Source organism: Macromonas nakdongensis (genome assembly GCF_002837145.1).
Lineage (GTDB): Bacteria > Pseudomonadota > Gammaproteobacteria > Burkholderiales > Burkholderiaceae_C > Macromonas_B > Macromonas_B nakdongensis.
In genome coordinates this window covers 1-12,696 of sequence record NZ_NWMV01000061.1, presented here as the reverse complement: position 1 = coordinate 12,696, position 12,696 = coordinate 1, and the positions used below count along the sequence as shown (strand labels likewise).

The 12,696-nt window shown below is 71.1% G+C and carries 8 protein-coding genes; 1 reads left to right on the top strand and 7 read right to left on the bottom strand.

Annotated features, from left to right (window positions below):
- A partial coding sequence (locus tag CON77_RS09500) for a YhdP family phospholipid transporter (RefSeq protein WP_439650551.1) occupies positions 1-2,853 on the bottom strand: 2,853 nt, incomplete at its 3' end.
- A gap of 11 nt (positions 2,854-2,864) precedes the next feature.
- Between CON77_RS09500 and glnE the strand changes: the two genes are divergently transcribed.
- Positions 2,865-5,645, top strand: a complete 2,781-nt coding sequence (gene glnE, locus CON77_RS09495) for a bifunctional [glutamate--ammonia ligase]-adenylyl-L-tyrosine phosphorylase/[glutamate--ammonia-ligase] adenylyltransferase (RefSeq protein WP_101048917.1) — start codon at positions 2,865-2,867, stop codon at positions 5,643-5,645.
- 4 nt (positions 5,646-5,649) lie between these two features.
- Here glnE and CON77_RS09490 read toward each other — a convergent pair whose 3' ends face one another.
- The 6 genes from CON77_RS09490 to CON77_RS09465 all read right to left on the bottom strand — a co-directional run.
- Positions 5,650-6,507 carry a ferritin family protein gene (locus tag CON77_RS09490; RefSeq protein WP_101048916.1) on the bottom strand — a complete coding sequence of 286 codons (858 nt, stop codon included), beginning with the start codon at positions 6,505-6,507 and terminating at the stop codon, positions 5,650-5,652.
- 109 nt (positions 6,508-6,616) lie between these two features.
- Entirely contained in the window at positions 6,617-7,162 is a 546-nt protein-coding gene (locus tag CON77_RS09485) for a C40 family peptidase (RefSeq protein ID WP_101048915.1), read from the bottom strand.
- 26 nt (positions 7,163-7,188) lie between these two features.
- A complete protein-coding gene (locus CON77_RS09480; protein WP_101048914.1) occupies positions 7,189-9,024 on the bottom strand; it encodes an ATP-binding protein in 1,836 nt (611 codons plus the stop codon).
- Positions 9,021-9,863 carry a phosphate/phosphite/phosphonate ABC transporter substrate-binding protein gene (locus tag CON77_RS09475; RefSeq protein WP_101048913.1) on the bottom strand — a complete coding sequence of 281 codons (843 nt, stop codon included), beginning with the start codon at positions 9,861-9,863 and terminating at the stop codon, positions 9,021-9,023. Before CON77_RS09475 ends, CON77_RS09480 begins: the two co-directional genes overlap by 4 nt.
- A 39-nt stretch (positions 9,864-9,902) precedes the next feature.
- Positions 9,903-10,976: a DNA polymerase III subunit delta gene (holA, locus tag CON77_RS09470; protein WP_101048912.1), complete on the bottom strand. Its 1,074-nt coding sequence runs from the start codon at positions 10,974-10,976 to the stop codon at positions 9,903-9,905.
- Between the two features lie 33 nt (positions 10,977-11,009).
- Positions 11,010-12,696 (bottom strand): adenylate/guanylate cyclase domain-containing protein (locus tag CON77_RS09465; RefSeq protein WP_101048911.1); only part of this gene is annotated, 1,687 nt, incomplete at its 5' end.

The window sequence follows — 12,696 nt, the reverse complement described above, 5'->3', positions numbered from 1 at the left end:
GCGCACGGCCACGGCCCCACGCAGCACCTGGGTGCCGGCGACGGCGTGCTCGCGTTCGTACTGGGCGCTCAGCACCGGCACCGCCCCGGCCCCCAGTTCGAGCACCAGCCGGTCGCGCGTCACCCCGGCCGCCAGCTCGGCGGGGGCAACGGGGAGGGCCGTCACCTCGTAGCGCAAGGGCAGCAGGGCCGGACCGGTCTTGTCCAGGGGCGCGGGCAGGTTCAAAGCCAGTCCCTGCAGCCCCGATTCGACCAGGACGTTGGCCCCCTCGGGCAGGAATTCCAGGCGGGCACGGTAAGGCGTGCCGCCGCTGCTGTGCTGGCCGAGCTGGGCCAGGGCGGCCCATTCGGCGCCCATGTCACCGGCGCGGCGCAGGCCTTCGGCGGTGGCCAGGCCCTGGCCCTGGAAGTGCACCACCGACCGTTCCCCGCGCCGCTCCATGGCGCCGCTGAAGCGCAGTTCCCCCCCCAGCAGCCGGGCGCTGGCCTGGGGCAGGCGGAAGCCCTGTTCGCTGAATTCCAACGTGCCCTTGGCCGCCTGCAACCAGGGCGAGCCGGGCGTCACGCGCAGGTCGTTGCCGCCCAGTTTGAGTTGTCCGGTGACCTTCACCGCCTCGGGGTGGTTCAGGGGCAGCGCCAGACCGAGCCCGACGTCCACCGTGCCGCCCAGCCGGGCCTGGTCCAGCACCCCGCCGATCAGGCCACCCAAAGGCGAGCGGTTGACGAAGGCCAGGGCCTGCTCGCCCGGCCCCTGCACCGTGCCGCGCACCTCCAGCAGCGGCTCGTCGGCGGTGAAGTCGGCGATGCGGGCCATGGTCTGCACGGCCCGCAAAGGGCCGCCGCCCTGCACGCCGCCGCTGGCGTTGCGGATGTCGAGCGCGACCCGGTCGATGTGCAGGTCGGCCTGCACCCGCTCCAGGGCCGGCCAGGCGGCGTCGCCGGGCACGCGCAGGTGCTCGGGCACGTAGGCCAGGTCGACGTCCTGCAGGCGGGCGCGCACCTCGAACTTGCCCTGCAGGGGGTCGGGAAAGGGAAAGTCCCACAGATCGCCCTGGACCTGGAACCGCACGTCCTGCGCCCGGGCGGTGCGCACCGCTTCGCGCAGGTAGCGGCGCACGCTGTCGGGGATGTCTTGGGGCAGGTAGCGGTGCACCCGCGCGCCGTCGGCCCGGTCCATGCGCACGTCCAGATCGATCACCCCGGGGAAGCGCGACCTCGCCGTGCTGGTGGCAGGGTCGGCGGTGCGCCATTGCACCCGGCCCTGTCCTTGGGCGTCGGCGTTCTGAAAGCTCAGTTGCGCCAGGTCCACCTCCAGGCGGTCGCGGTCGTGGCGCCAGACCGCGTCGGTGCTGAAGCGCTGGAAGGGCAGCGTGGCCTCTTCAAACAGGCCGGGGAAGGTCAGGCTGCCGTCCTGCAGGGTGAGCCGGCCCCGGCCGCCGTCCTGGTTGAAAGCGAATTCGACGTCGGCCCCGCTCAGGCCCGGGCGGCCCAGGGGGTGGGCGAGTGCCCCGTCGGCCTCGACCACCGGGGGCAATGCCGCCGCGGCCTGCAGGGCCAGGCCCTGGACCCGGCCAGCGCCGCGCCAGTGCTCGGGCGCCCCGGCCCGGTCCGGGGCGGTCCAGCCCAGGCTCAGGGCCTGGGCTTGCCCCGCGGGGCGCAGTTCGGCCAGGGTGGCGGGCCATTCCGCGGGCACGGGCAGTTGCGCCACCAGGGGCGCGAGCAGCGCCAGATCGACCCGGTCGGCCTGCACATCCCACTGCCGCACGGCGCCGTCGGCCGCGCGGGTCTGGGTGTAGCTCAGGTCGCTGCCGGGCCAGACCAGGCCGTCGGCGGTGGTGAAGGTCAGGGCCCGGGTGTCCAGCCGGGTGCGCGGGCCCTGGTGCTGCAGTGTGAGGCGACCGCTCAGGGCCTGCAGGGCCAGGGGCGCGTCGGTGTGAGGCCAGTGCAAGGCCACGCTCGGCAAGGCCAGGTCGGTGCTGAATTCGGTCAGCACCCCGCGTTCGGCCGTGGCCCAGGCGCGCACGGCGCCACGGCCCTGTCGCACTTCGGCCCCGGTCCAGGCGGCCAGATCGAGGTGGTGGCGCAGGTGCTGCAGGTCGAGCCAGGGGGCTTCGGCATAGGCGGTGCCGCTCCAGTCGCGCCAGGCGCCGGGCCGGCTGGGCCAGAGCGGACTGGCGAAGTGGCCACGCAGGCTGAAGCGTGCGCCCCATTCGGTCGGCGGGGTGGCGTCCAGCCGCCAGTGGTGCTGGCGCCCGGGGTTGCGCACCACCGCGTCGATCTGGCCCAAGACCAGGGGCGGGTGACCGGGCCGGGTGTCGTCGGTCCAGCGCAGTTCACCGCCGCGCACCACGAATTCGGTCTGCGAGAAAAACCAGTCGGCCGCGCGGGCGCTGTCGCCATCCGGGTCGGCGGACACGTCAATGCCGCCGATCTCGATGCGCCCGGCCGCGGTGCGGCGCACGTCCAACACCGGCCCTTCGATCAGCAGCTGCTCGAAGCCCAGCCGCCACAGCGAGCGGACCGACAGGGCGCTGCGCACCCGGGGCAGGTGCAGGGCCTCGCGGCCCGCGCCGTCAAACAGGCGCACGTCGCGCAGTTCGAAGGCCGGGATCGGGCCGCTGGAGAGGGCCTGCACCCCGGCCACCTGCACCCGCACCCCCAGCGCGCGCGTGGCCGCCGTTTCCAGCGCCGGGCGCCATTCCCCAACTCGCGGCACAATGACCCAATGCAACACCCCCCAGGTGAGGGCGAACAACCCCCAGGCGGCGAGCACCAGCCAGAGGGCGACGCGCGCGCCCCAAGCCGCCGTTCGGAGCCAGCGTGGGGGGGCAGCGGTACCTGGATTCTTGAGCACGCGAAATTATGATGGCCAGCGACAGGGCAACTCCCGCCGAAGCGACGCAATTTGTATCCAAACTTCACGGTGCGGCGGAGCATTCCCGCTTCGTGCAGCGCATCCGCCGGCGTTACGAGCGCGAGCGGGCCCTGCTGCCCGACGGCGCGCCGGGCCGAACGCAGCAGTGCGCCACCCTGGCCGCCCTCCGTGCCCAGGGGCTGGACCTGGGCGGTGCCTTGCGCGTGCTGCGCCACCTGGTGCTGGAGCGCCTGGCGGTGCTCGACTGCGAAGGCGACGCGCCGCTGGCACTGGTGACCGGCGCCGTCACCGAACTCGCCGAACTGGCGCTGGACGAGGCCCTGACCCAGGCCCTGGCCGAGTTGGACGCCCTGCACGGCGCCCCGCAATACGCCGACCCCAGCGTGCCCGCCGCACAAGGCACCGTGCTGCGCCGGGCCGAGGTCTGGATCATCGGCATGGGCAAGTTCGGCGCGCGCGAGCTCAACGTCTCCAGCGACATCGACCTGATCTACGTCTACGACCACGACGGCGAAACCGCCGGCAACGAACTCGGGCGCCACCGCATCAGCAACCACGAGTACTTTGCCAAGGTGGTCAAGCGGGTCTATGCCCTGATCGGCGACACCACCGAGCACGGCCAGGTGTTCCGGGTGGACCTGGCGCTGCGCCCCAACGGCAACTCCGGCCCGGCCGCGGTGTCGCTGGGCGCGCTGGAGGAATACTTTCTGGTGCAGGGCCGCGAATGGGAGCGCTTCGCCTGGCTCAAGAGCCGGGTGGTGGCGCCGCGCCGCGCCATCGAAACCGGCGGCGCCCAGGCCCTGCGCGGCGCCGTCCTGCCCTTCGTGTTCCGGCGCTACCTCGACTACAACGTGTTCGAGTCGCTGCGCACCCTGCACCGCCAGATCCGCGACCACGCCAGCAAGCGCGCCGCCGGCCACCCGGAGCGCGCCCACGACGTCAAGCTCTCGCGCGGCGGCATCCGCGAGATCGAATTCACCGTGCAGCTGCTGCAGGTGGTGCGCGGCGGCCAGTTCCCCGAGCTGCGCACCCGCCCCACCCTGGCCGCGCTGCCACGCCTGCAACGCGCCGGCCTGATGCCACCCGACAAGGTCGAGGCCCTGGCCGCCGCCTACGACTTCCTGCGTCGGGTCGAGCACCGCATCCAGTACCTGGACGACCAGCAGACCCACATCCTGCCCACGCGCGACGACGACCTGGCCTGGATCGCCACCACCCTGGGCTTTGCCGACGCCTGCGCCTTCCTGCACGCGCTGGACGCGCACCGCGAAACCGTGGCCCAGGAGTTCGACACGCTCCTGGGCGCCCACCCCGGCCAGTGCAACGGCAAGACCTGCAACGGCAAGGCGCGCAGCGCCGTAGAGGACCTGCAGTCGGTGCTGGCGCAGCTGCCCCCCAGCTTCGCCGCCAAGGTGGCCGATTGGTGCGAACACCCGCGCGTGCTGGCGCTGCGCGAGGACGCGCGCCAGCGCCTGGCCCGGCTGGTGCAGCGCACCGGCGCCTGGCTGGAGGACGGCCGCGTCAGCGAACAGGGCGCGCTGCGCATGGCCGACTGGATCGAGCCGCTGCTGCGCCGCGAAAGCTACCTGGCGCTGCTGCAGGAGCGGCCGTCGGTGCACGAGCGGCTGCTGCGCGTGTTCGGCGCGGCCAAATGGCCGGCGCGCTACCTGCTCAAGCACCCCGGCGTGATCGACGAACTGGCCAGCCGCCAGCTCTACGAAGACCGCTTCGACGCCGCCCAGTTCGAGGCCGAGCTGGAGGCGCGCAAACGCTCGCTGGCCCACACCGGCGAGGACGACGACGAGGAACTGCTCAACCTGCTGCGCCGCGCCCACCACGCCGAAACCTTCCGCACCCTGGCGCGCGACGTCGAAGGCGTGCTGACCGTGGAGCAGGTGGCCGACGACCTGAGCGCCCTGGCCGACGCGGTGCTGCGCGTCACCGGCCGCTGGTGCTGGGAGCGCCTGAAAAACCGCCACCGCGACACACCGCGCCACGCCATCATCGGCTACGGCAAATTGGGCGGCAAGGAACTGGGCTACGGCAGCGACCTCGACATCGTGTTTGTGTACGAGGACGACGACGAGCGCGCGTCCGAAATCTATTCCGCCTTCGTGCGCAAGATGATCAACTGGCTCACCGTGAAAACCGGCGAGGGCGACCTGTTCGAAATCGACACCGCGCTGCGCCCCAACGGCAACTCCGGCCTGCTGGTGACCAGCTTCGACGCCTACGCCAACTACCAGCAGAACCGCGGCAGCAACACCGCCTGGACCTGGGAGCACCAGGCCATCACCCGGGCGCGCTTCGTGCTGGGCACACCCGAACTGGCGCCGCGCTTCGACGCGGTGCGCGAGGCGGTGATGACCGCGCCGCGCGACGTGGCCGCCCTGGCCGGCGAAATCCGCACCATGCGCGAAAAAATGCGCGCCGCCCACCCGGTGCGCGAAGGCCTGTTCGACATCAAGCACAGCCCGGGCGGCATGATCGACGTGGAGTTCATCGTGCAGTTCCTGGTGCTGTCGCGGTCGGCGGCGCACCCCGAGCTGCGCGGCAACCTGGGCAACATCGCGCTGCTGCAGCGCGCCGAGCAGGTGGGCCTGCTGCCGGCCGGCCTGGGCACCGCTGCGGCCGACGCCTACCGCGACATGCGCCAGCGCCAGCACCGCGCCCGACTGGACGAAACCGCCACCCAGATCGACCCGGCACCGCTGCAGGCCCACATCGACGCGGTGCGGGCCCTCTGGGCCCAGGTGCTGGGCCCGGTCTGAAGGCTCAGGCGCCCTGGTAGGCGCCGGTGGCCGGCAGGGTGGCGGCCATGTCCTTGCGGAAGCGGTTGAGTTCCTGCACGGTCTTGAAGCTCTGCTCCATCAGCAGGCTCATGTTGTGCAGGATGCGGTCGACCACCTTGGTTTCCCAGGTGGCGTCGAACTGGATCTGCTCGCTCAGCCACTGTTCCAGCCACTCCGGGTCGGGCAGGCGGCTCTGGATGGTGTCGCGCGGGTAGTGGGCCTTGCTCACGTGCAGGTTGGTCGGGTGCAGCGCCTGCGCGGTGCGGCGGGCGCTGGCCATCAGCACCCCCACTTTGGCGAAGGCGGCCTTGGCCTCGTTGCCGAACTTGGCGATGGCGCGCTTCATGTAGCGCAGGTAGGCGCCGCCGTGGCGCGCTTCGTCCTGGCTCAGCGTGGTGTAGATGGCCTTGATCACCGGCTCGGTGTGCCATTCGGCGGCGCGGCGGTACCAGTGGTTCAGGCGGATTTCGCCGCAGAAGTGCAGCATCAGCGTTTCCAGCGCCGGGGCCGGGTCGAACTCGAAGCGCACCGCGTGCAGCTCCTCTTCGGTCGGCACCAGATCGGGGCGGAAGCGGCGCAGGTACTCCATCAGCACCAGCGAATGCTTTTGCTCCTCGAAGAACCAGATCGACATAAAGGCGGAAAAGTCGCTGTCGTCGCGGTTGTCGCGCAGGAACATCTCGGTGGCCGGCAGCGCCGACCACTCGGTGATGGCGTTCATCTTGATGGTCTGCGCCTGCTCGTCGCTCAGCTGGCTGGCGTCGAAGGTCTCCCAGGGGATGTCCTTGTCCATGTCCCAGCGGACGGATTCGAGTTGCTTGAAGAGTTCGGGGTAAAGCATGGGCGGGCAGCGAAAACGGGGCCGCAACACCGCGGCCGGTGCCCCATTTTAGTGGGGCAGGCCCCAAAATGGCTGACAAATCACGGGGCGCCGGCCCCGCCGCCCGCGCTCAGTCGGGGCTGACCGCGTCCGAACCGACGGGCCGACTGGCGCCGTTGAAGCGCCGGGCCCAGTAGGCCAGGTTCATGTCTTCCACGCGCACCGTCTCGCCGGTGCGCGGGGCGTGGACGAATTTGCCCCCGCCGATGTAGATGCCCACATGGCTGAAGGCGCGCCGCATGGTGTTGAAGAACACCAGGTCGCCGGGCTGCAACTCGTTCTTGGCGATTTTTTCGGTGGCCTGGGCCTGCTCCACCGCGCGCCGCGGCAAGGCCAGCCCCAGCGTCTGTTGGTACACGGCGCGCACCAGACCGCTGCAGTCGAAGCCGGTCTGCGCCGATTCGCCGCCGCGGTAGTAGGGAATGCCCACCATGCCCATGGCCGTGGTCACGAGCCGGCCGGCGACGCTGCCGGTGTCGCGGCCGACCTGCTGCACCTGTTTCAACCAGGCTTCGGACACGGTCGCGTCGATGCCGACCGGCGCCGGGTCCAGCGGGCTGGCCTGGGACCAGACGCTGCACACCAGCAGGGCAATGCCGAAGATACGTTTGAACATGGGTCTGTAATGTAACGCCTCGGCGCTCAGGCCCGGCCGCGGCGGGGCACCTGGGCCAGTTTCTCCTGCAACTCCGGCAGGCGGAAGGGCTTGCCGATGAAATCGTCCATCCCCGCCTGGCGGCAGTTGTCCCGGTCGCTGTCGTAGCTGTTGGCCGTCAGCGCGATGATGTGCGGCTGCTGAGCCAGTGCGCTGGCGCGGATGGCGCGGGTGGCCTCGATCCCGTCCATCTCGGGCATCTGCAGGTCCATCAGGACCACGTCGAAAGCGGCGCGCCGGACCTCTGCCAGCGCCTCCCGGCCGTTGTCGACCAGGGTCGTCTCACAGCCCAGGCGCGCCAGCAGGGACCGCATCAGCTGCTGGTTGACCGGATTGTCTTCGGCCACCAGCACCCGCAGGCCTTGCAAGGGCTCTGCGTCAGGCCGGTGTTCGGCTTGGGGCACCACCGGCGCTTGTCCCGCCAGCAGGCGCACCGAAAAGTGGAAGGTCGTGCCCTGGCCCTCGACGCTGTGGACGCCGATGTGTCCGCCCATCATCTCGCACAGGCGCGCGCAGATGGTCAGCCCCAGGCCGGTGCCACCGAACTGGCGGGTGGTGGACGCGTCCACCTGGGTGAAGGGCCGGAACAGGCGCTCCAGGCGGTCGGGGGGGATGCCGATGCCCGTGTCCTCCACGGCCCCGTGCAGCACCCAGCCCTGGGCGGCATCGGGCTCGAGCCGCAGCCGCAACCGCACCGAGCCCTGGGCGGTGAACTTCAGGGCGTTGGACAGCAGGTTCATCCACACCTGGCGCAGGCGCAGGTGGTCGCCGCGCACGGCCGGCAGCACCGCGGGCCAGTCGACCTCCAAGGCCAACCCTTTCTGCTCGACCAGCGGCCGGAACAGCGCGACCACGCCGTCGAGTTCGGTCTGCAGATCGAAATCGGCCGATTCCAGTTCGGCCTTGCCGGCCTCGATCTTGGAGAACTCCAGGATGTCGTTGATCAGCCCGAGCAAGGCGTCGCCGCTGCTGCGGATGAGCTCCACCTGCTGGCGCTGGGTTGCGTCCAGTTTCGACAAGGCCAGCAACTGCGCCATGCCCAGCATGCCGTTCATGGGGGTGCGGATTTCGTGGCTCATCACCGCCAGAAAGCGCGATTTGGCGACGTTGGCGGCCTCGGCGGCGGTCAGGGCCTGGCGCAGCTCGGTTTCGTGCCGCTGCCGTTCGGCTTCGGCCTCGCGCAGCCGGTGCACCATGTGGTTGTGGGCCCGCGCGGTTTCGGCCAGTTCGTCGTCACCGCTCACGTCCAGGGTCTGCTGCAGATCGCCCTCGGCCACGGCCACGCTGGACGCCCGCAACCGGCTCAGCTGGCGGGTGAGGTAGGTGCCCAGCACAAACGAGAACAGGGCCACCAGCAGCATCTCCAGCGCGGCCACCCAGAGGGTGGATTCGCGGGTGGCGCGGATGGCCTGCCGGAACGGCGCCACGTCGAAACCGAAACGGATGAGGCCGAAGTGTTGCCCCTGCACCTCCACCGGCACGGTCTGGTCGAAGATGCCGTCCTCGTCGCTGGCCAGGACCTCGGGCGAGGGCGCCTGGCCACGCTCCAGCAGCACCTGCTGCTGGGCGTCCTCGATGCGCAGGTACATCAGCTCCCTCGTGTCCAGGATCTCGTTGCTCACGCTCTCCAGCGTGGCCAGGTCGTAGGAGATCATGGCATCGCGCAGCGAGGCGGTGATCAGGCGCGAGGTCGTGTGCGCCCGCCGCAGGACGGCTTCGCGGTTGGTCTGCTCCAACTGGCCGACCAGGTGCCACCCCAGGAAACCCAGCAGCACGCCTTCGATCAGGGCGATGCCGATGATGGTCTTGGTGCGAAACTTCACTGCTTGCCCGTGGCCTGGTCGAACTTCAGTCGGCGAATTTCGTTCCACTCGGCGTCGGTGGCGGGGTCGATGCCCTTGAAGCTGAGCTCCTTGAGCAGTTCCAGGCCCGCCGCGTCGTTGGCCAGGGCCAGCATGGCCTGGCGCACGCGTTCGAGCAGCGCGGGCGCGACCCGCGGGTGCGCCGCAAAAGCATGGGGCACATAGCTGGGGGTCTGGACCAGCACGCGCAGCTGGGCGGTGACCTCGGGCTCCATCGATTCCAGCGTGCGCTGGATGCCCCCGCCGGCGGCGAACAGGCCCCGCGCCACGCCCCGGTACACCGAGTCGTGCGAGCTGACGTACTGGACCGAGACGGGCACCTGCTGGCGCTCGAACTCCGCACGGGTGAGCATGCTGGCGGCAAAGGCGGCCGGCGCCGGAAAGGCCACGCGCTGGCCGGCCAGGTCTTTCAGGGAACGCGCCGGGCTGTCCTTGGCCACCACGATGATGCCGGTCAGCCGACGCCCCTTTTCCTTGGCGAACGCCTGGTAGCCCGGTCGCCGGCTGAACACGGTGTAGTGGTAGGGGTTCATGTAGGCCAGGTCGTAGGCCCCCTTGGCCAGCGCGTCCTCGAAACTCGGGATGTCGGGGGTGGTGCGAAACACCAGGCGGACCCCGGAGCGGATCGCCACGGCCTGCAACAGCGGGATCCAGACCCGGGCCAGGCTGCTGGCCGACTGCTGGGGCACGATGCCCACCGTCAATTCCGGCGCCTGGGCCCAGGCCTGGGGCAGGCAGGCGCCGCCCAGGGCAGCGGCCCCCAAGCCCAATACCCACACGCGCCTGCTGTCGTTCGTCATGGCATCCACCTTCAGCGGTTGTGAGCGGATTATCGGGGCTCAGGCGTGGCCGCGCGGGGGCGCGACCCCGGCGCAGGCCTGGCACACCGCCAGCGCCAGCCGGTGCAGGGCCTGCCAGGGGTCGTGCGGCCAGGCCGGGTGTTTCAGGCCCTTGACGACGCCGTCCACCGTGTGCGCGTCCTGCAGCCATTGGGCCAGCTGGGCCGGTTTCAGGCGCGGCAGCACGCGCTCGAAGCGTTTCTCGCGCGGGCCCCAGACGCGCAGCTCGCGCAAGACCATGGGCAGGGGTTTGCCGGCGGCCGTGGCGGTTTTCACCTTGTGCAGGGTGCGGATGTCCTCGCTCAAGGCCCAGTGCACCAGCACCGGGGCCTCGCCCTCGGCCTGCAAGCCGTCGAGCATGCGCTGCACCCGCGCCGGCTGTCCGTCCAGCACCGCCTCGGCCAGCTTGAAGGGGTCGTAGCGCGCCACGTTCAGCACGGCGCTCTCTACCTGGTCGAAGCTCAACTCGCCCGTCGGGTAGAGCAGTCCCAGTTTCTGGATTTCCTGGTGCGCGGCCAGCAGGTTGCCTTCCACCCGGTCGGCGACGAAGCCCAGGGTGCGCTGGCCGGCCTCACCGGCCTCCACCCGCTGGCCCTGGGCCTGCAGGCGTTGGGCGATCCAGCCCGGCAATTGGGCGCGCTCCACCGGGTCGAGGCGCACCGTCACACCGTGGCCGTCCAGCGCCCCGAACCAGGCCCCCTTGAGGGTGGCGGCGTCGAGCCGGGGCAGCAGCACCAGGGTCAGCGTGCTGTCCTGGCCAGCGCTGGCCTCGGCCAGTTGCTGCAGGGCCTGGGAACCGTCCTTGCCCGGCTTGCCGGAGGGGATGCGCAGCTCCACCAGCTGCTTGTCGGCGAACAGGCTCAGGGCGCTGCCAGCCGCCAACACCGCGCTCCAGTCGAAATGGGCCCCGGCCACGGTGAACACGCTGCGCTCGGTGTGGCCCTGGGCGCGGGCCGCCGCGCGGATGGCGTCGGCCGCCTCCTGCTGCAGCAAGGGGTCGTCGCCGTGCAGGGTGTAGAGCGGCCTGAGGCCGCGCTGCAGGTGGGCGGCGAGCTGGGGGGCGGGAACTTGCATGCGGCGAGCATAGCAAGCCGCCGCCGCAGTGCCTCATTTGGCGTCCAGCACGATCTCGGCGCCCACCTGTCCGCTGGCCAGCCGCGCGGCGTGCAGGCGCACCAGCGGATCGTCGGGGTGGCGGGCCAGCAGCGCGTGCCAGCGTTCGGCGGCGTCCGGGGCCTGGGCATCCATGGCGGCGTAGGCGGCGGCGTAGTCGGCCTGCGGGGCGTAGGGCCCGGGCACCTCGGCGCTGAGCGGCTCGTACACCATCAGCGCCTGCGATTTGCCTTTGAGCACCAGCCGCCCGACCGGCCGGGCCGGTGCCCCGTCACAGCCCGACAGCGTGACCTCGGACACGCAGATGCGCGTGCCCAGGTGCTTGTTCACCGCCTCCAGGCGCGAAGCGGTGTTGACCGGGTCGCCCAGGGCGCGGTAGTCGAAGATGGCGTTGCCGCCAAAGTTGCCAACGATGACCTCGCCCGTGTGCACGCCCACACGGGTGTGGCCGAAGGGCACGCCCCGGGCCTGCAGTTCGCTGGCGTAGCGGCTGGCAAAGGCGTGCATCTCCAGCGCGCAACGCAGGGCACGCGCCGCGTGGTCGGGCTGCGGCAGCGGCGCCGAGAACATGATGGCCACCGCATCACCGACGATGCGGTCCAACGTGCCCTGGTGCTGGAAGGCGATGGTGATCATCTCCTCCAAGTAGCGGTTGAGCAGGCTCAGGGCCTCGGCCGGGTCGATCTGCTCCATCAGGCCGGTGAAGCCGGCCAGGTCGGTGAAAATGAAGCTGCAGGTCTGGCGCTGGCCGCCCAACTCCAGTTGGCCGGGGTGGTTCACCAGGTACTCGACCCGGTTGGGCGAGACGTAGCGCGCAAACGCCTGTTTGATGAAACGCTGCTGGCGTTCGCTCCAGAAGTGGTGCACCAGGCTGGCCACGACGAAGGCCGCGGCCAGCACCACCGCCGGGGTGAAGCTGTTGAGCAGCAGGCCGTGTTCGGCAAAGGCCCACCAGCCGCCCCACAGCACCGCGGCCACCCCACCGGCACTGGCCAGCGCCGCCACCAGGGCGCTGGCGCGAATGGCCAGACCCACCACCCCCGCGCAGCCCAGCACCAGCACCAGGGCCTCGGCCCCCAGGGCCCAGTCCGGCCGCACCAGGAAGTGGCCGCTCAGCACCTGCTCCAGCGCCTGCGCGTGGGCCTCCACGCCCGGCATCACCCGCCCCAGGGGGTTGAAACGCAGGTCCATCAGCCCCTGGGCGGAACTGCCCACCAGCACCAGGGCCCCCGCCACCTCGGCCGGGTCCACCTGTCCACCCAGCACCCGCCCGGCCGACAGGTAGCGCCGCGGTTCGGGGCGGGTGTAGTGCAGCCACATCTCGCCCTCGGGGGTGGTGGGGATGGTGAAGTCGCCGATGCGCACCTCGTCCAGCCCCGGCAACCCCCCCTCGCTGCTGGTGAGCAGGTGATTGCGCGCGCCCTGGCCCACGCGCAGGGTTTCGGCCGCCAACGAAGGCACCGGCTGCTGCCCCAGGCGCAGCACCAGGGGCACGCGGCGCACCACGCCGTCGCCATCGGGCACGAAGGTCAGCGCGCCGTTGCCGGCGGCGGCCCGGTCCAGCGCCGGCAACGCCGGCACCGCGGTGTGGAAGCCGTGCAGTGCCTGGGGCACGGCCTCACCCACCCAGACGTAGCGATAGGGCGAACTGGGCCGGCGCTGTGGTGCCGCGGGTTGGCGG

What these genes read in the sequence shown, in the direction of transcription:
- glnE (WP_101048917.1), top strand. Translation starts at nt 2,865, where the DNA reads ATGGCCAGCGACAGGGCAACTCCCGCCGAAGCGACGCAATTTGTATCC.
- CON77_RS09490 (WP_101048916.1), bottom strand. Translation starts at nt 6,507, where the DNA reads ATGCTTTACCCCGAACTCTTCAAGCAACTCGAATCCGTCCGCTGGGAC.
- CON77_RS09485 (WP_101048915.1), bottom strand. Translation starts at nt 7,162, where the DNA reads ATGTTCAAACGTATCTTCGGCATTGCCCTGCTGGTGTGCAGCGTCTGG.
- CON77_RS09475 (WP_101048913.1), bottom strand. Translation starts at nt 9,863, where the DNA reads ATGACGAACGACAGCAGGCGCGTGTGGGTATTGGGCTTGGGGGCCGCT.
- holA (WP_101048912.1), bottom strand. Translation starts at nt 10,976, where the DNA reads ATGCAAGTTCCCGCCCCCCAGCTCGCCGCCCACCTGCAGCGCGGCCTC.